Source organism: Streptomyces sp. NPDC014995 (assembly GCF_043080745.1).
GTDB lineage: Bacteria > Actinomycetota > Actinomycetes > Streptomycetales > Streptomycetaceae > Streptomyces.
This window is the reverse complement of the sequence record NZ_JBIBVX010000028.1, coordinates 36,641-54,057: the sequence shown is the minus strand read 5'-3', so window position 1 is coordinate 54,057 and position 17,417 is coordinate 36,641. Positions and strand designations below refer to the sequence as shown.

Genomic DNA, 17,417 nt, shown 5'->3' with positions numbered 1-17,417 from the left:
TTCGTCGTTCCGTACAGCTGGCAGCCTCCAACACCTCACCGCCGCAGTCAGGTTGGAAAAGGCTCAGTGGATCTCCCGACGCATGACCTATCGTCGTCGGGCACCTGCTGTCGGTCGCTGCTGCCGTGACCGTGTCGAAGCAAGCCTCTCGGGATGGGCGAACGAAGCCGAGGCATCCGGAGCCCGGTGCGGCGCGCTAACTGGCCGTTCTCTATCCGTTCGTGTGCTCGGTCCGGTTCGAAGGGGGTCCTGGATCGGGTGAGTTGGCCGATGCCGGGGCATGAAGGAAGGGCCTCTTGGTAGCTCGCGGTTGTCGAGTCCAGCGAGAAGCAAGAGGCCCTGTTGTCGAAGTGTCGCGTGGTCGTGGTTGCCGGGTCCAGTTGGTCCACTCCTGGGTGTGACTGCCTCGCCCATCGGTTCGGGAACGCGGCCGACCGGCCAGAGCGCCGGCCCCGGTACGGCTCGGACATGAGCGATGCCGAGTGGGCGTCGGTGCGGGATCTGCTGCCGGTTCCCGGGTGGCTGGCGGGCCGGGGCGGGCGTCCGGAGGGCTACTGCCACCGGCAGATGATCGACGCGGTGCGCTACCTCGTCGACAACGGCATCAAGTGGCGGGCGATGCCGTCCGACTTCCCGCCATGGCCGCAGGTGTATGCCTTCTTCGCCCGCTGGCGAGATGCGGGGCTGGTGGCCGAGCTGCATGAACGGCTGCGCGAGGCCGTCCGCCTGGCTGAGGGCCGCAGCCCGGAGCCGAGCGCAGGCGTCGTGGACTCGCAGTCGGTCAAGGCGAACGCCACGGTCGCCCTCGCTTCACGGGGATACGACGCCGGGAAGAAGATCAATGGGCGCAAACGCCACTTGCTCACCGACACCCTCGGGCTCCTGCTGGCCGTGCTGGTCACGCCGGCCTCCACTGCCGACCGGGACGCCGCCCGCATCCTGCTGCCCTCTGAGCCGCCGCCTGGCCGCCCAGCGCCGACAGCGTCCTGCTCCGGCGCGGGCAGCGTGAACCTGCCTGGCTTTTCCTCGACCAGCCAGCCCCGCTCCACCAGCCGTTTCAGCCGGGCCCTCGTTCCCTCGACGCGGGGGGCGGACGCGCTGTCCCAGCCCAGCACCACCGCTGCCCGCCGGGCACCGAGCCCATCGGACCCCGCGTCCAGGGCAGCGGCCGTCAACGCCTGGTAGTCCACCGACAACACCTCGACTCCGGCCGCGTCCTGGCGGTGAGGCACCGCCCGGCGCGGACCCGCCGGCTTCCTCTGCAACACGACTCCGGAACGCCGCGGCCGCCATCAGCGGCCGGGACACCGAGGACGACTGACGGCGCCGCGGCACTCGTTCCACCGTGACGCCTCGGCGGCAGGCCGATTGTTCACGGACATATCGGATCGGATCGGATCGTATATGTCTGTCATCTTCTGAGATGTGTTGGGCCAGGTCGGCGTGGGGAGGGAAGACCGCATGATCTCGGGGGAGAACACGCCGCTTCAGGGCCCCACGCGCAGGATGGCGCGCGAGCGAGCCGATCGGGCACTCAGCCTCTGGCGCCGCTGCGCGGACGCGACGGACGTGCATCTGCTCGACGACGCGATCACCCAGATGCGCACGGCCGTCGAGCTCACACAAGGCAGCGGATACCTCGATCCCGTCCTGTACACGCTCCAACTGGAGCAGCTTCACTTTCAGCGATGGGTCCTCATGAGGACCCCCGAGAACCGAGAGCACCTGGAAGAGGTTCTGCGCCACCGTCACGCGGTCGACTCGGCCCTCGAGTCCCAGGCCGATCTTCGCGCCCTCCACGCGTCGGTGACCGCGTGGGCCCTTGAAGAGCGCTTCGGCCTGACCGGTGACATCGCCGATATCCAGGAGGCGGTGCACCGCTGGGAGCTGGCCGTCCAGCACACCGACCCCGCGGATCCACAGCGCGAACACCGTGCTGAGGGCCTGCAGAGGGCCCGTTTCGCCCAGCAGGCGATGACCGACGAGCGCATGCGGGACATACTGGACGATCCTCTGCTCCGGTCGGCGGACGACGACCTGAGCCTCACGACACGGGCAGTCGGGCACTATCTGCGATTCCAGCAAGGCGGCCCTCTCAGCGAGGCGGACCAGGCCGTCCGACTGCTGGAGCTGGCGGCCGACAGGGCCCGGGACGCCGAGGAGCGACTCACAGCTGAGGACCGCATCGCCCGGATCCTCATGAACAGGTTCCACCGGACCGGTTCCGTCGACGACATCAGCCGTGCCATCGAGATCCTCGACCGGGTGGTCCTGGCCACACCTGCCGAGGACGAGCGACTCCCAGAGCGCGTGGCGGAGCTGATCAACAGTCATTACACACGGGTGGAGCGCACCGGAGAGGCCCGGCACATCGCGGAGGTGGTCTCCGTCCTGAGGCGTCTCACCAGGGTGTCCGGCCGCGACGGTGTGGATCCCCAGGCGTGGACGGGCCTCTGCGCGATGCTGCAGAAGTACGCACTGGAGTCCCGGTGCCATGAAGACATCGAAGCGGCCGTGGAGGTGGGCCGCTCCGCCGTGGCCGCGACCACGGCCGGCGGCGATCCGGCCTTACGCGGCGCGGCTCTGTCCGCTCTGGCGACGGCTCTCGGCACACAGTACGAGATCTTCGGCGACCGACGGGTTCTGGGTGACGCCGCCGAGGTCGCGACCGAAGCGGTCGAAGCCACCGAGAACACTCACCCCTCCCGCCCCCTGCGCCTGCTGAACGCGGGCGTCCTGTGGTGCCGATGGGGGCAGCAGGAGAAGAACACCGAGTACTTCGACCGAGGACTGCGTCTGCTCGACACAGCCGCCGAGACTCAGGGATAACTCCGCCCCCGGGCGCTGTTCAACGGGCAGCACTGGCGCGTGGCCCGGTACCTGGTCTCCGGGAGCGTCTCCGACCTGGACGCCGTCATCCACACCGGAGAGACGCACCGCACGGTGCTGGCCGCAGACCGGGAGACGGAGGCCCACTCGTTGCGCACCCTGTGCTTCGCACTGCGCCAGAGGGCGTCACTGCAGAACTCCCTCGCCGACTTCGACACCGCTTTGCGGTACGGCGAGGAATTGTTGCGGCTGGTGCCGCGGGACGACCCGGGCCGCCCCATGGAGCTGCACTTCGTGAGGGCCGTTCCCACCGCTTCGCGATTCGAGTTGAGCGGTGATCCGGCAGATCTGAATCTCAGCATCGCCGCGGACGAGGAGGCACTCGAGAACTGTTCCACCGAGCACGGGGCCGTGGAGATCTGCCGTTTCCTCTGCAATTCCCTGCGTCGGCGCTTCGTGGAACTGCGGGACACCGGTGACCTGTGGACGGCCGCCCTCCACGCCCAGAGACTCCTGGCGGGACTGTCGGCCGAGCACCCGGCCCGGGCGTTCGTCCTCTGGGATCTCGCCCGCGTCTCGGCCGACCTTTCGCGGCAGCTTCCCGACGCCGGGCACCTGCACGCGGCCATCGGGTACGCGAGAGCAGCCCTGGAGGCGAGCCCGAGGAACTCCGCCGACGCAGAGGCGTGCCGGGCGATGCTTACCCAGCTCCTCGCCGCTCTGGGTGTGCGGACCGACGACGCGACGGCGCTCGATCAAGCCGTGGCGATCGGCGAGGAATCCTGGGAAGAAGCCAGCCCCGGCAGGCGGGACGCGCTCGCCGCAGCCCTGTGGACGAGGTACCGTGCGGGTTCCGTCGGCGCGGATCTCGACCGGGCCATCGAGGTACGCGAGGACCTGCTCTCCGAGACGACCGGCGGAGCAGGTGACGGCGCGGACCGTTCGCGGCAACTTCGGGCGCTGGCAGAGCTACTGGAGGAGCGGCACGCCAGGGCCGACACCCCCGGGGACCTGTCCCGGTCCATGGCCCTGCTTGACGAGGCCGCGGAACTGTCCGAGACCGACAGGCCCGATGCCTGGTTCGGCATCTCCCGGCTTCTGCTGAGGAGATACCGCTCGCACCGGCATCCGGCCGATATCGAGCGCGCGATCGAACTACTGGAGGGGGCCATCCCCCTCGTGCCCGCCGACTCTCCCCGACGCGGCGCCTTCGCGCGCCAGTTGCTCATGTGTATTCAGGAGCGCGGCGAGACAACGGAGCAACCGGACCCCGCGCCTGAGCCGACGCTCATGGACCCGTGGGACACCACGTCCGATACGGCCGAGCCCGGCGGGCACGAGGCCGACGTGGCCGCCTCGGTTCTCCTTGCCGGAGCGCTGCTGAGCGACAACAGGTCCGGCCGGAGCGTCGCATCACTGGACCAGGCTGTCGAGGTACTGCGCGGTTCGTTGGGCAGTACGCCGGCCGGACATCCACTGCGCGGTCTGCTCCTGTCGAACCTCTGTCACACCATCCGCATCCGTTTCGAGGCGACGGGCCGACGGTCCGACCTCGAGGAGGCCATCGCCCACGGGCGCGCCGCCACGGAAGACCTGCGCGAGACCGAGCCCTGGGCGTACGCCTCCTTCACCAGTCTGAGCGCCGCCCACCACACGAGGTTCCTGGAGACGGGGCGCGCGCAGGACCTCGTCGAAGCGCTGACCGCGTCCCGCAGGGCTGTGCCGCTGAGCGCCGAGGGACTGCCTCGTGTACACGCTCTCGTACAGCTCGGTGCCATGCTCATCCAGAAGTACGACGTCATGGGCTCGTCCGACGATCTGGACGACGCGATCGTCCACCTCGAGCAGGCCGCAGCGTGGCGTGGCCCTGACGGCGAACGGGACCCTGGGGCACTCTCCGAGTACTCCATAGCATTGCGCACCCGATACGGGACGCTCGGGACACTGGAGGATCTGGCGAAGGCCGTCGAGCTGGCACGCCAGTCGGTGGCCTCGCCGAATCTCCCACCCGAACTGGCGCCGAGCGCGGCCAACAATCTGGGGCTCGCCCTGCTGCGCCGGGCGGAACGGTTCCATTCGGAGACCGACGCCACCGAGGCCGTCGATCTCTTCCGCCGCTGCGTCGACGGCAGTCGTCACGACCGCCATCTCCTCGCAGGCGCGTCTGGCAACCTCTCCTGGGCCCTCGACCTCCGGTACGAGCTGACGAAGCAGACCGACGACCTGGTCGAAGCAGCGCGCGTGGCGAAGGCCGCTGCGGAGAGCGCGGGCCACGAGCACGCCGAGCGGGGCATGTTCCTCAGCCGTCTGTGCAGCATTCACGGCAGGCTGTACCTGCTCACCGGCCAGCAGGAAGCGCTGGACCAGGCGGCCGACTACGGCCGGCAGGCCGTGCGGGCGGCCGCTCCGCCGCATCCCCAGCAGGCTGCCGCTCTCGTCAACCTCGGCTCGGTGCTGCGGGTGCGCGGCGGGCGTACGGCACACGCCGCCGACCTGCGGGAGGCACGGGACCACCTTGCGCAGGCGATGCGCCATGACTCCACGTCTCCCGAGGTCAAGACAGTCGCCGCCATGGCCCTGGGCAGACTCGCCGCCCGCGCCGGCGACTGGGAGCCGGCCTGCGAGGCCTACGGGAACGCGATCGCCCTACGGGAACTGTCGTCACGGCACGAGCCGGGCGGCGACGCCGTCTACCAGCTCGACCGGTTCCACGATCTGGCTTCGGACGCGGCTGCCTGCCATCTCGCCCGCGACGACCTGCGGGGCGCGATCGAGAGCTGGGAGAAGGGGCGGGCCGGACTGCTGGCCCGGGAACTGGACATCCGGCATCCGGACCTGGACCGTCTCGAATCCAGGGACGCGGAGAAGGCCGCGCGCCTCATGCAGCTTCTCGACCGAGCGAGCAGTTCCAGTGCCGCTGGTCGCCAGGCCCAGCGGGAGGCGGCAGACATCCTGACCGAGGTGCGTCAGTGGGACGGGTTCGAGTCCTTTCTCCGACCCCCACGGCTGCCCGACCTGCTGGAGATCGTCGGCGATGAGCCGCTGGTATTGGTCACCTTGAGCGACATCTGCTCTTACGCCGTCATCATCGGCAAGGGCGGCTGCAGCCATGTGCCCCTCCACGACCTCACACCCTTGGTGGTCATGGAGCGGCTGAGCGATCTCGCGAGAGCCGTCGACAGCAGACCCCGTGACGAGCCGGCCCTCCACCGGCTGCTCGTCTGGCTCGGTGAATCCCTGGTCGAGCCGGTGCTACGGGCGTTGCGGCAGTCGGCGCAAGGGACAGCGCCGGACCGGCGACTTCGGTGGCTCCTGTCCGGCTGGCTGGCGATGCTTCCCGTGCAGGCCGCACTCGTGTCGCCCGAGGACGGGGGAGAACGCGTTCCGGCCTTCACTCTGTTCTCACCCGTCTTCTCGTCCGGTCTGCAGGGGCTGCAACAGGCACGTGCGCGCGAGCAGCGGATCGAACCGGACGCGCAGCGAGGCAAGGACGTGCTGGCTGTGGCCCTGCCCACGACTCCGGGGCTCCCGGCCATGCCCTTCGCCGCCCTGGAAGTCCGCGTGCTCAAGAACGCCTTCGGGGAGAGACTGCGCCCCGTTCTCCTGGGGGAGAAGGCGACGCGTGCGGCAGTCATGGCCGAGCTTCCCGCGAGCACCATCGCGCATTTCGCCTGTCACGGGACCAACGACCCGTTCTACCCGACGCGCAGCGCCCTCATGCTCCACGACCACCGGAACAAGCCCCTGACCGTCCGTGACCTGCTCACCCTGAACCTTCCGAAAGCGGGACTCGCCTACCTCTCGGCGTGTTCGACGGCGAGTCCGGGCCTGATGGCGGCAGAGCAGGCGATTCATCCGGCGTCGGCCTTCCAGGCCGCGGGCTACCCCACCGTCATCGGCACGTTGTGGGACGTCAACGACGCCGGAGCCGCCGCTGTGGCGCGTGCCGTATACGCGCGGATCGCCGAGAAGGGAGTGCGGTCGGCCCATCTCGCACTCAGCTCCGCCTGTGCGGAGGTCTACCGTGCGAATCGGGAACGGCCCTCGCTGTGGGCCGCGTATGTCTGCTACGCGCCGTGACGCGACATTCAGCCTGCCGGCTGCCGGGACGAGGGGATTCGACATGAGCCAGGAACAGCTGTTGCCCTATCGGGAGGCGAGCGATCCCACCTACGCCGCCGCGTTCCTGGACGGCCCCTTCACCTGGGACGTCACCGATGGAATGCTGGTGCTGCGCGGACGGTGCCCCCGCTGCGCGGTGGCTATCGAGGCAGCCTTCCCCGACGAACTCGTACGCTCGGGCGGCACGTCACCGGAACCCGGTACCCATCAGGACAAGCTCACGCTCGTCTGCACGTGCCGGTGCGACCATCCACAGCGTCCGCCGGAAGTCCAGGAGGGCTGCGGCGCCTACTGGGCTCTGTCCCTGACGAGTGATGCGCCGTGACGCTTCGCTTCGAGCCGGCGGAAGCCACTTCCGACGATCTTCTGACCTCTCGGCAGCGACAGCAGGCCCTGCGCACCGAACTCACCAGGGTTCGGGAAGCGGCGGTCGCGTGGCGCAACGGCCTGGCCGCGCTCCTCGCGGGGCTCGTCGGGTTCGGTCTGGTACGCGGGCGCTCCGACATCAGCACGCTGGCCGGGCGCTGGCCCCTCGTGGTGGGGCTGCTGCTCCTTCTCTCCCTCCTGGCCGGCGCGGCGGCGGCACTCACCTTGATGCGCTCCGCCCACGGCCTGCCGTCCGTCGCCTCCGCCGGCAGCCTGCGGTCCGGCACCGCCGACAGCCACGCGGAGGCGCTGTCCGCGGCGCGGGCCCTGAAGAAGGGCATCGCCCTGACCGGACTGTGCACCTTGTTCCTCGTCACCGCCGTGGCGGCCACGTGGTACGGGCCCTCGCGTCAGGAGCCGGTGCTGCGGATCACCACACCGTCGGGAGACCGGTGCGGAACGCTGCTGCGCTCCCGGTACGGAGACCTGCGTCTGTCCGGAGGCAAGGGCGAGGTGATGCTCGAGCCGGGTGAGGTACTGGCGGTGCGGCCCGGCACGAGGTGCCCGGCTGAGCCCTGAGGCCGCGCGACGCCGGACCGGATGGAGAGGGCGGTGCCGACCGGGCAGGTCGGCCCGCGCCCCCTGCGGCGCGGTTGCCTTCGCCGCCGCCATGGAAGGGGCGTTGGCCGCCGTGGTCCCGCAAGCCCGCCCGTGACTGCTTCTTCTCCGGATACCCGGGTGAGCGATGCGTGAGCGGATGTGCCCCAGGGCCGTCGGCCGTGTCTTCTCGCCGCTTCAACGTGAACGACGAGCTCAGAACGGATACCACCGCACCGTCTCGTTCCCGTCCCGCAGTGACACCACCCGGCGTTCGAACTCGGCGAGCGCCTTCGGGTTGCTCGGCGCGTGCTGTGCCACCCACGCACAGCGGGCCGCAGCAGGCCCACGACCGGTTCCCCGGCCCCGCTGCGGCCGTGGTCCACGAACCCCATCAGCGGGTGATGGCCATAGGTCTTCTTCCAGGTCGCGGCGGCGTCCTGCTTGTCAAAAATGCGCGATGACGAGCACCCCGTCGAGGTCCACGAGCACCTGCCCGTCGGCGTCCGGCGCTGAATTGCCGGCCAGCCTCCAGAGGTGCTCGCGTACTTCGGCGCGGGCGGTGCGGATCGCGGCCAGGGCGCGCTTGCCGCCTGCGGCGAGCGCGTCGACGATACGGGAGACGGCCGGGTCGGAGGCTACCGGCCCGAACACGTCGGGCTCGGCCCGCAGCATGCCGCCCGGCGGTGCGGTGGGCCTGCTCGGCGAGATGGGCCGCCGCCTTCGGTGCGCCGTAGTTGAGCGGGACCATCGCCTCCTGGGCGAAGACCCACGCGTGCAACTGGGGGTCGCCGGATTCTGCGGCGGCCCGGGCGGCGGTGGCGAACCATGCGCGGGACTCGCGGCGGCTGCCCAGGTCGTGTAAGACGATCGCGGTCATCCCGGCCATCTGCCCGGCCGTCCGGCACAACCTGGCCCGTACCGGGGCGGGCTGCGGGACGGTGAGCAGCGGGCGCAGGGTGGTGAAGTCGGTGACCAGGTCGGCGAGAACGCGGGTGGGCTGCTGGCCGTGGTAGCCGTACCTGTAGCTCTCAGCCGCCGCGGCCTCCAGGTCGGCCAGGTCCTGGGGAATGTCGGGGGAGAGGGTCTGCTCGACGTCGGTCCGGACGGCGGTGAGCGCGGCGAGGGCCGGAGCGGTGAGGCCGGCGGCCAGGGCGCCGCGCATCTGGACATGGGGGAAGCGACAGGCCGTGCTGGGCGGGCATGAACTTACAACGATCCAGGGGCTCAGCAGCGCCGGACGGCGCGACGCGTGAAGACGACGCCGCCTGCTGCGGCAGCCGTGCCTGCCGTGCCCAGGGGCGGCGCGGCGAGCGGAAGGGGCGGTGACGGGAGCAAGGCCGCGTAACCGGTCGAAGACACTGAGCGGGAGGCCGCTCAGTACGTTGCCGGGCGGGCGCCGCGGCACCGCAGGGTGGGGGTGGGCGCGCTGGTGCGCACAGCCTCCCAGGCAGCGCCGATCTGCCGCGGTCGGCGGTCGGCGGTCGCCGAGCGCGTCGCGGTGTGCTGGGCGTGCTTCGGAGCTTGCCTGAGCCTTCTCCTGGGCGGTTGGTGGGTGGCCGCGACTGGGGCGGGTGTAGCCGGACCTGTCGCGGGTGCCGGGCTGTTCTTCTACCGCCGCCGTGTGGTGGATTCCCGGTGAGCCGCCGAAGCAAGGGGGCACGCAGAAGGGACGGCGGACGTGCTTCTGTTGGGCATCGCGCTGTACGAGGCCGCAGTCTTCCCGCTCATCGCTGATGGAGTGAACGAAGAAGAACCAACAGGCCCGACACACCTGCGGTGGTTCGCCGAGCTGACGCAAGAAGCTCAAGCGAGGCGTCCACCGCTCCGTCCAGGCCCTCGAACGCGACATCCGGGGCCGGCTCGCCGACTGGAACGAGCACCCCAGGCCCTTCGCCTGGACCAAGACAGCCGACGAGATCCTCGGCACAGTAGCCGTCTACTGCCGACGAATCTCCGACTCAGGTCACTGGACCAGCCCATGCCTCTGAGGCAGCCCGTCAGGTAAGGCTCGACGGGACGATCCCGTAACGGCGCATCTTGCGGTACATCGTCGCGCGGGAGATGCCGAGGTCCTGCGCGGTGCGCTGGACGTTGGAGTTGTGGTCCATCAGCCCCCGCAGGATGGCGTCGCGTTCGAGCGCCTCGATGGTGGTGAGGACCTTGTGCGAGGACACCCGGCATTCCGGCGGGAGGTCCTCGGCGTGGATCATCGCGGCGGAGGGTCGCCGCGCCAGGGAGCGCATCACCGACTCGAGTTGCCGGACGTTCTCCGGCCAGGGGCATCGCTGCAACATGGTCAAGGCATCCGGGGAGAATCTACTTTCGCCGCTCGGCCGGTACTTACGCAGGAAGAACCGCGCCAGGTGCTCGATGTCCCCGTGGCGATGGCGCAGGGGCGGCACCTCCACCAAGGCGCCGCAGTGCAGGTGGTCCAGCTGGTCATCGGTGCCGACCATCGACGGCTGGCTGGTCAGGACCAGTTGCCCGGTGCCGGTGCCGTCCAGATGCATCAGCAGTTTTCTCAGCCGCTGCCGCGACTGGTCGCCCATCAGGTGGACGTCGCGCAGGACAAGCACGTTGGACGGCACGGCGAGCAGTTCTCTGATGTCGTGCAGCCAGCGCTCGGTGACAGCAGCCGAGTCGGACAGCGGCGGCTGCGTCATCTCCAGCCGGCGTCCGGCGCCATGGGCCCGGTGCAGAGCCTCGACCAGCGTCCTCTTGCCGGCACCGGCTTCGCCCAGGAGATGCAGCCACGTCCCGGCGACGAACGCCGCCTGGCTGTCGGCGACCGCGCGCAGCCAGTGCGGGGACGAGCCCACCAGTCCCAGGCCGGGCCGGGCAGGCGCGGCGGAGACCACAGGTACGGGCTGCGGGCGTCCGATCAGCCGGACTCTGAACACGGCACCCGCGTCGCTGTCCTCGCGCCTGCAGCGACTGACCTTGAGTTCGGCGACCCGCCCGGAGGGCAGGGCGATGCTGCGCGTCCCCTCCGTGCGGGGGCTGTCGACGATCTCGCGGGCGTGGTCGAGCAGCGCATAGTGATCGGACCCGGTCACAGCCGCTCTGAGCTGCTCGTTCATCATGACGACATCGCGGTTGAGGGCCAGCACCGGACCCGGACGCACCGAGGAGCACGCCGCCATGTAGTCATGGAACAGCGCCCGCTCGCGGCGCGAGGTGATCGCCGCGATCTCGCCCTCGATCTGGGCCGCGACCGAGCGGGCGAAGGCCATCAGCATGCCGTCGGAGCCCTGACGGATGGTGGTGAGGTTGAAGGCTCCCAGCAGGGTGCGCCGGGTGGGATGCAGGATCGGTACGGCCGCGCAATGGAAGTCCCGCAACGCCTCGACGTAGTGCTCGGTACCGGCGATCATGACCGGGCGGCCACTGGCCAGCGCGGTCCCGATGCCGTTGGTGCCCACGTAGCGCTCGGAGAACACATGGCCCGGGGCCAGCCGCACGCGGTTGAGGTTGGTCGTCAGCCCCTCGTGGGACACCTTCCGGGAGAGCACCACGCCGTTGCGGTCCGTGATCATCATGGACACCGGGTCGTCGGCGAGTTGCTCGTGCAGCCTGGCCAGGATCGGCAGCGCCGCCCTGGCGAGGGGGCTCTCGAGATTGGGATTGTCCAGATACGGAGCGTCGAGGCTGCCCGACTTCACCTGGTGCTCCATCGAGCGCTGCCACGAGGCCACCACGAGCGGCCGGGCGCTCGGGTCCTTGGTGACTTCCAGGTAGAGCTCTGTGGCTGCTCTCAGCGAGCTTCCGGGCTGGTGGCGGGGCATTAACACTCCCGTACGGCGCGCGTCACGTTCCCTCAACGCAGTGATTGGACCAGCTCGACGGCGTGGTGCCTACGGCGTGTATCACATTGAGACATCCGCGGACGATTTCTGAGACATCGGCCTGCGAGCGGCGGCCTGTGTAATCGGCGCACCATCCACCCGCCGACTCGCAGGGAGCCGCCATGAAAGCCGTGCAGGTCATCGAGTACGACGAGCCGCCTGTGCTCGTGGACGTGCCGGACCCGCAGATCACCGGTCCGCTGGATGTGATCGTGAAGATCGGGGGCGCCGGAGTGTGCCGGACCGATCTGCACATCCTCGAAGGACAGTGGAAGGACAAGAGCGGGGTCAGCCTGCCGTACACGATCGGCCACGAGAATGCCGGCTGGGTCGCGGAGGTCGGCCAGTCCGTCACTCACGTCGAGGTCGGTGACCCGGTCATCCTGCACCCGCTGGTGACCTGCGGTCTGTGCCGCGCCTGCCGGGCCGGAGACGACGTGCACTGCATGAACTCGGCCTTCCCCGGCATCGACACCCATGGGGGCTACGCCGAGTACCTGAAGACCAACGCCCGCTCCGTGGTGCCCCTCGCCCCGTCCCTCGAGCCGGCCTCGGTGGCGGCCCTGGCCGACGCCGGGCTCACGGCGTACCACGCCGTCGCAAAGGCGGCCCGGGTACTGCGGCCCGGCGACAGGGCCGTGGTCATCGGCGCAGGCGGGCTCGGTCACATCGGCATTCAGGTGCTGCGGGCACTCTCGCCGGTCGAGATGATCGTCATCGACCGCAGCCCGGAGGCTCTGGCGCTGGCCAAGGAACTGGGCGCGGACCACACGCTCGTCGCGGACGGAACCGAAGCCGACCGCGTACGGGACCTCACGGCGGGGCACGGGGCGGAGGCCGTCCTGGACTTCGTCGGTGAGGGGGGCGCCGTCGAGACGGGCGTTGCCTGCCTGCGCCGTAACGGCAACTACTACGTCATCGGCTATGGCGGCCACCTTCATGTGCCGACGATCGACGTCATCTCCACGGAGATCAACTTCGTCGGGAACCTCGTGGGTTCCTACAACGACCTCTCCGAGCTGATGGTCCTGGCGGCGCAGGGCAAGGTCACGCTGCACACCCAGCGCTACCCCCTCGCCTCCTTCCAGCAGGCCCTCGACGACCTGGACGCGGGGGCCGTACGCGGCCGAGCGATCTTGGTCCCCTGACACCTCAGGAGCAGCCCCATGCGCAGCAGACCGTACACGGCCCTGGCCGCCGTCACTGCGGTGGCGGCCCTGACCGCCACCGCGTGCACCGCCCAGAACCAGGCACAGCAAAAGCCCAAGGAGAAGGCCGGGCTCTTCAAGCCCGGCTCGGAGATCAGCTACCAGAAGTACGGCAAGGACTACCCGGCGACGAAGGTCAAGGACGTTCCCGGACCCTGCAGCTACGACGCGATCAGCCGCAAGGACTACTCCGGCCAGACACTCAAGATCATCAGCCACGCCGTTCCCGTCATCGGCGAGCCGACCCAGCTGCACGCCAAGCAGTTCGAGGACATCACCGGCGGGAAGGTCGAGGTCGTCAACGTCCCCTTCGGCGAGCTGCACCAGAAGATCCTCACGCCCCTTCAGGCGGGCCAGCCGGCGTACGACGTCATGTTCTACCCGTCCCTGTGGATCGGCGACATGGCCCCGTATCTGGCCCCGGTGCCGGAGAAGCACCTGAACAGCCCCGGCATGAAAGACGTCACCCCGGCCTACATGGACGTGGCGACCTGGAACGGGAGGGTCGTGCAGTACCCGGTGGACGGTGACCGGCACTACCTCAAGGTCCGCACCGACGTGCTGAAGGACCCCAAGCGGCAGGCGGAGTACAAGAAGGCCACGGGGAAGGACCTGCAGGTCCCCCGGACGTGGGCCGAGTACCAGGAGATAGCCCGGTTCTTCACCGGCAAGGACCTCGACGGCGATGGCAAGCGCAACTACGGCAGCGCCGAGGTGACCAAGCGCGACGACCTGACGTTCTCCGCGTTCATCAGCCGTGCGGCACCGTACGTGAAGAACCCGGACGTCAAGGGCGGTGTCTTCTTCGACGTCAAGACCATGAAGCCGCTGATCAACACGCCGGGCTTCGTCCGCGCCCTGGACGACATGGTGAAGGCCGAGTCTGCCTGGGCACCCGGTGGCGCCAACTTCGGTCTGGGAGACGAGATCTTCTCCTTCGGAGGCGGCCAGACGCTGATGTCCTACTCCTGGGACGACGCCTTCATCCAGGCCCAGCAGCCGGACAGCAGGATCCGCAACGAGGTCCAGGCGGCGCCGCTGCCGGGTTCCACGGAGGTCTACAACCGCACGACGAAGTCGTGGGACAAGAAGACGAACCGGGCGGCCTACTTCACCTGGGGATGGACCTCCGCGGTGGCCAAGGCATCCAGCCACCAGGAGATGGCCTTCGACTACCTGTGCTTTTTCAGCAACGAGGCCAACACCGCCCTCGACCTGACCATCGGCCGATTCGGTGTCAACCCCTACCGCTACGCCCACTTCGACGCGGCGTTCTGGGAGAAGCAGGGCTGGGACAAGGACGTCGCCGAGTCTTACGTGCGCACGCTCTCCGGCATGGAGAAGAGCACCAACCGCGTCTTCGACCTGCGCGTTCCCGGTGTCAACCAGTACATGTCCGCGCTGGCCAACGGCGTCGCCGCAGCGCTGGCGGGCCAGGAGTCCCCGCAGCGCGCGCTGGACGGCGTGGCCGAGGAGTGGTCCAAGATCACCGATCAGATCGGCAAGGACAAGGTCCAAAGCGCCTATCGCAACGTGGTCGCGCTCGAGGACTACTCCTGATCCGACCGCAGGACGCCCCGGGTGGTCGGACCGGACCGGCTGGCCGCCCGGGGGCGCCCGCCCCCTTCCGCAAGGAGAAACATGGACGGCCTGCGCCGGCACAAGAGCATGTTCCTGCTGCCGGGACTGCTCACGCTCTTTCTGATCATCATTTTCCCGCTTCTGTTCACCATCCGCGTCAGCTTCTCCGGCTGGAACGTCAGCAACCCCTACATGGACTTCATAGGAGGGGCCAACTACTCCGCCGTGCTGCACGACAGCCGCTTCTGGTCGTCCATCACCCGGCTGATCCTGCTGGCGGGCGGCACGGTCCTGGTCCAGTACGTCATCGGGTTCGGCATGGCCCTGCTGGTCTGGCGCGAGGTACGCGGCCGCAGATTCTGGCGCGTGCTGTTCCTCGTTCCCATGATGACCACGCCCGTGGTGATGGCCGCCATCTGGCAGACAATCTTCCATGAGTCGCTTGGGCCGGCGAACGATCTACTGGACATGCTGGGCCTGACCAGGATTCCCTGGCTCACCGAGTCCGGGCCGGCGCTGGTCGCGCTGATGACTGTCGAGGTCTGGCAGTGGACCCCGTTCATGTTCCTGTTGCTGCTGGCCGGTCTGCTGAGCCTGCCGAAGGAGCCATTCATGGCCGCCGCGATCGACGGCGCGGGCACCTGGCGCACCTTCTGGAAGGTGACCTTCCCGCTGATGGCGCCGGTGTCGGTAGCGGCGGTCGTCATCCGGCTGATCGAGGCTTCCAAGCTCTCCGACAGCGTCTACGTACTGACCTCCGGCGGGCCGGGCTCCTCCACGGAGACCCCGGGTTACTACCTCTACATCCAGGGGCTCAGGGACCAGCAGACCGGGTACAGCGGCGCGATGTCCCTGCTCTACCTGGTGCTGATGAGCGTCACGCTCACGGTCGTTGCTGCCCTGCTCACCAGGGCCTTCAAGCTGAAGGGGGACTCATGAGGTCACGCCTTTATCCCGTATTCAAATACACCGTGATCGTACTGTGGGCCTGCTTCGTGGCGGGACCGTTCTTCTGGGCGATGACGACCAGCTTCAAGAACGCCAACGCGGTCCAGGGCGGTCCCACCTACCTTCCCTGGCTGCAGTACGAGCCCACCCTCACCGGTTGGCGGAACATCTTCGGCGGAGCCGGCGGTGTCGATGTGGTTCATCCCTTCGTCAACAGCGCGATCGTCACCATCGCCGCGTCCGCCATCAGCCTGGCCCTGGGGTCTTTGGCCGCCTACGCGCTGTCCCGCTACCGGTTCAGGCTGGGCTTCATCAAGAACGGCGACATTGTCTTCTTCTTCGTCTCGCAACGGATTATGCCGCCGGTCGTCTTGGTGATTCCCTTCTTCTACCTCCTGCAGTGGGGCGGCCTCCTGGACAGCATCCCCGGCCTGGTCCTCGTGACGATCGCCCTGCTGCTGCCCATCGCGGTGTGGGTGATGGTGGACTTCTTCAACGGCATCCCGCGGGAGATCGACGAGATGGCGATGCTGGACGGCTGCGGCCCGTTCCAGACCTTCGTACGGGCGATCCTGCCGAACTCCCTGCCCGGCCTGACCGTGGCGGCGATGTTCTGCGCCGTGTTCGGCTGGAACGACTTCTTCTTCGCCTTCCGGCTGACCTTCACCGAGGTGCAGACCTTGCCTCAGGCGGTCGTCGCCCTCAACTCCTCCATTCCGCCGTGGTGGACGCTGTCCGCCGCCGCGCTCTTCGGCGTGACACCGCTGATCCTGCTCGCCATCTGGGTGGAGCGCTATCTGTCCAAGGGGAACCTGTCGGGAGCGGTTCGATGAACCTGAACGCCACTGATCTGTGCCTGACCGTCGACGGCGTCGACCACCTCAAGAACGTGACAGCGACCTTCCAGCCGGGGCGGCTCCACACCGTCATCGGCCGGACGATGGCCGGAAAGACGACGCTGCTGCGGGTCCTGGCCGGCCTGCAGAAGGTGGATTCCGGCTCGCTGACGCGGGCGGGAGCGGACTTCCTGAAAACTCCGGTCTGGCGGCGCGACACCGCCATGGTCTACCAGCAGTTCATCAACTACCCGCATCTCAACGTGTTCCACAATGTGGCCTTTCCGCTGAAGCGGGCCGGGCTGGCACGGGAGGAGATCGAGCAACGGGTCCGGCAGAGCCTGGCGCGCGTCGGGCTCGCGGACTTCGAGAAGCGCAAGCCGTCCCAGCTCTCCGGCGGCCAGCAGCAGCGCGTCGCCATGGCCCGGGCCCTGGCGCGCGGTACCGGTGTCCTCCTGCTCGACGAGCCGCTGGCGAACCTGGACTACAAGTTGCGCGAGCAACTGCGCGACGAATTCAAGACCCTCTTCTCGGACCAGGGGGACACGATCGTCATCTACACGACCACCGAACCCGCCGAGGCGATGATGCTCGGGGATGTGGTACTGGTCATGCACGAGGGGCGGATCCTCCAGACCGGCACCCCGCAGGAGGTCTTCGAACGCCCCGCGACCACCACGGTGGCGTCCATCATCAACGACCCGCCCATGAACATCTTCCCGGGCCGGATCGAGAGCGGCCAGGTCACGGTGGCCGGCTTCCAGGCCACGCACACCTCCGCTCACCTGGCCGATCTGCCCGACGGCGCCTACCGGTTCGGACTGCGCGCCACAGACGTCTCCCTGGCCGCCGGCGGGGTCGAGGGCGAAGTCACCTTCGTGGAGATCTCCGGTTCCGAGACCTTCGTCCACGTGCTCGTCGGCGAGAGCCCCTTCGTCGTACAGATCGAGGGCATCCACGATCTCGCCCTCGGCGACCTGGTGAGACTGCGGCTCCGTCCCGACCGGCTGTTCGCCTTCGACGAGCAGGGAACGCTCGTGCGGACACCTTCATACGATCTCGCTTCAGTGGAAGGGCGTTGA

The 17,417-nt window shown here is 68.8% G+C and carries 10 protein-coding genes and 5 pseudogenes; 11 read left to right on the top strand and 4 right to left on the bottom strand.

The window, feature by feature from the left end; genetic code table 11:
• Positions 1–468: 468 nt before the first annotated feature.
• Positions 469–891 (top strand): annotated as a pseudogene (locus tag ACF1A1_RS37570) (transposase); the annotation flags it as partial.
• Positions 892–950: 59 nt separating this feature from the next.
• On the opposite strand, the pseudogene ACF1A1_RS37565 reads toward ACF1A1_RS37570, so the two are convergent.
• Positions 951–1,271, bottom strand: a pseudogene (locus tag ACF1A1_RS37565) (hypothetical protein); the annotation flags it as partial.
• A 190-nt stretch (positions 1,272–1,461) separates the two neighbouring features.
• On the opposite strand from ACF1A1_RS37565, the gene ACF1A1_RS37560 reads away from it, so the two are divergent.
• The 4 genes from ACF1A1_RS37560 to ACF1A1_RS37545 are packed head-to-tail and all read left to right on the top strand — an operon-like array spanning position 1,462 to position 7,896.
• Positions 1,462–2,829, top strand: a complete 1,368-nt coding sequence (locus tag ACF1A1_RS37560; protein WP_392006443.1) for a hypothetical protein — start codon at positions 1,462–1,464, stop codon at positions 2,827–2,829.
• Between the two features lie 39 nt (positions 2,830–2,868).
• The gene (locus tag ACF1A1_RS37555) at positions 2,869–6,909 is read left to right on the top strand and encodes a CHAT domain-containing protein (protein WP_392006441.1); all 4,041 of its coding nucleotides are present in this window, start codon (positions 2,869–2,871) and stop codon (positions 6,907–6,909) included.
• A 43-nt stretch (positions 6,910–6,952) separates the two neighbouring features.
• Entirely contained in the window at positions 6,953–7,276 is a 324-nt protein-coding gene (locus tag ACF1A1_RS37550) for a hypothetical protein (RefSeq protein ID WP_392006439.1), read from the top strand.
• On the top strand, positions 7,273–7,896 hold the full coding sequence (locus tag ACF1A1_RS37545; RefSeq protein WP_392006437.1) for a hypothetical protein: 624 nt from the start codon (positions 7,273–7,275) through the stop codon (positions 7,894–7,896). Before ACF1A1_RS37550 ends, ACF1A1_RS37545 begins: the two co-directional genes overlap by 4 nt.
• Positions 7,897–8,130: 234 nt before the next feature.
• Here ACF1A1_RS37545 and ACF1A1_RS37540 read toward each other — a convergent pair.
• Both ACF1A1_RS37540 and ACF1A1_RS37535 read right to left on the bottom strand, forming a co-directional pair.
• A pseudogene (locus ACF1A1_RS37540) lies at positions 8,131–8,250 on the bottom strand (aminoglycoside phosphotransferase family protein); the annotation flags it as partial.
• A pseudogene (locus tag ACF1A1_RS37535) lies at positions 8,235–8,589 on the bottom strand (transposase); the annotation flags it as partial. The pseudogenes ACF1A1_RS37540 and ACF1A1_RS37535, both read right to left, overlap by 16 nt.
• 1,102 nt (positions 8,590–9,691) lie before the next feature.
• On the opposite strand from ACF1A1_RS37535, the pseudogene ACF1A1_RS37530 reads away from it, so the two are divergent.
• Positions 9,692–9,905 (top strand): annotated as a pseudogene (locus ACF1A1_RS37530) (IS630 family transposase); the annotation flags it as partial.
• Between the two features lie 9 nt (positions 9,906–9,914).
• Here the strand turns inward: ACF1A1_RS37530 and ACF1A1_RS37525 are convergent.
• Positions 9,915–11,702 (bottom strand): sigma-54-dependent Fis family transcriptional regulator, encoded by a 1,788-nt coding sequence (locus ACF1A1_RS37525; protein WP_392006435.1) that lies wholly within the window; start codon positions 11,700–11,702, stop codon positions 9,915–9,917.
• Between the two features lie 182 nt (positions 11,703–11,884).
• Here ACF1A1_RS37525 and ACF1A1_RS37520 point away from each other — a divergent pair, with 182 nt between their 5' ends.
• The 5 genes from ACF1A1_RS37520 (at position 11,885) to ACF1A1_RS37500 (ending at position 17,417) form a co-directional block, all read left to right on the top strand.
• The gene (locus ACF1A1_RS37520; RefSeq protein ID WP_392006433.1) at positions 11,885–12,910 is read left to right on the top strand and encodes an NAD(P)-dependent alcohol dehydrogenase; all 1,026 of its coding nucleotides are present in this window, start codon (positions 11,885–11,887) and stop codon (positions 12,908–12,910) included.
• Between the two features lie 18 nt (positions 12,911–12,928).
• On the top strand, positions 12,929–14,530 hold the full coding sequence (locus ACF1A1_RS37515) for an extracellular solute-binding protein (RefSeq protein WP_392006431.1): 1,602 nt from the start codon (positions 12,929–12,931) through the stop codon (positions 14,528–14,530).
• 81 nt (positions 14,531–14,611) lie between these two features.
• Positions 14,612–15,490: a carbohydrate ABC transporter permease gene (locus ACF1A1_RS37510; protein WP_392006429.1), complete on the top strand. Its 879-nt coding sequence runs from the start codon at positions 14,612–14,614 to the stop codon at positions 15,488–15,490.
• Positions 15,491–15,522: 32 nt separating this feature from the next.
• Positions 15,523–16,332 (top strand): carbohydrate ABC transporter permease, encoded by an 810-nt coding sequence (locus ACF1A1_RS37505; RefSeq protein ID WP_392006427.1) that lies wholly within the window; start codon positions 15,523–15,525, stop codon positions 16,330–16,332.
• On the top strand, positions 16,329–17,417 hold the full coding sequence (locus ACF1A1_RS37500) for an ABC transporter ATP-binding protein (RefSeq protein WP_392006425.1): 1,089 nt from the start codon (positions 16,329–16,331) through the stop codon (positions 17,415–17,417). The genes ACF1A1_RS37505 and ACF1A1_RS37500 overlap by 4 nt, the downstream gene beginning before the upstream one ends.

What these genes read in the sequence shown, in the direction of transcription:
- ACF1A1_RS37560 (WP_392006443.1), top strand. Translation starts at nt 1,462, where the DNA reads ATGATCTCGGGGGAGAACACGCCGCTTCAGGGCCCCACGCGCAGGATG.
- ACF1A1_RS37550 (WP_392006439.1), top strand. Translation starts at nt 6,953, where the DNA reads ATGAGCCAGGAACAGCTGTTGCCCTATCGGGAGGCGAGCGATCCCACC.
- ACF1A1_RS37525 (WP_392006435.1), bottom strand. Translation starts at nt 11,702, where the DNA reads ATGCCCCGCCACCAGCCCGGAAGCTCGCTGAGAGCAGCCACAGAGCTC.
- ACF1A1_RS37520 (WP_392006433.1), top strand. Translation starts at nt 11,885, where the DNA reads ATGAAAGCCGTGCAGGTCATCGAGTACGACGAGCCGCCTGTGCTCGTG.
- ACF1A1_RS37515 (WP_392006431.1), top strand. Translation starts at nt 12,929, where the DNA reads ATGCGCAGCAGACCGTACACGGCCCTGGCCGCCGTCACTGCGGTGGCG.
- ACF1A1_RS37510 (WP_392006429.1), top strand. Translation starts at nt 14,612, where the DNA reads ATGGACGGCCTGCGCCGGCACAAGAGCATGTTCCTGCTGCCGGGACTG.
- ACF1A1_RS37500 (WP_392006425.1), top strand. Translation starts at nt 16,329, where the DNA reads ATGAACCTGAACGCCACTGATCTGTGCCTGACCGTCGACGGCGTCGAC.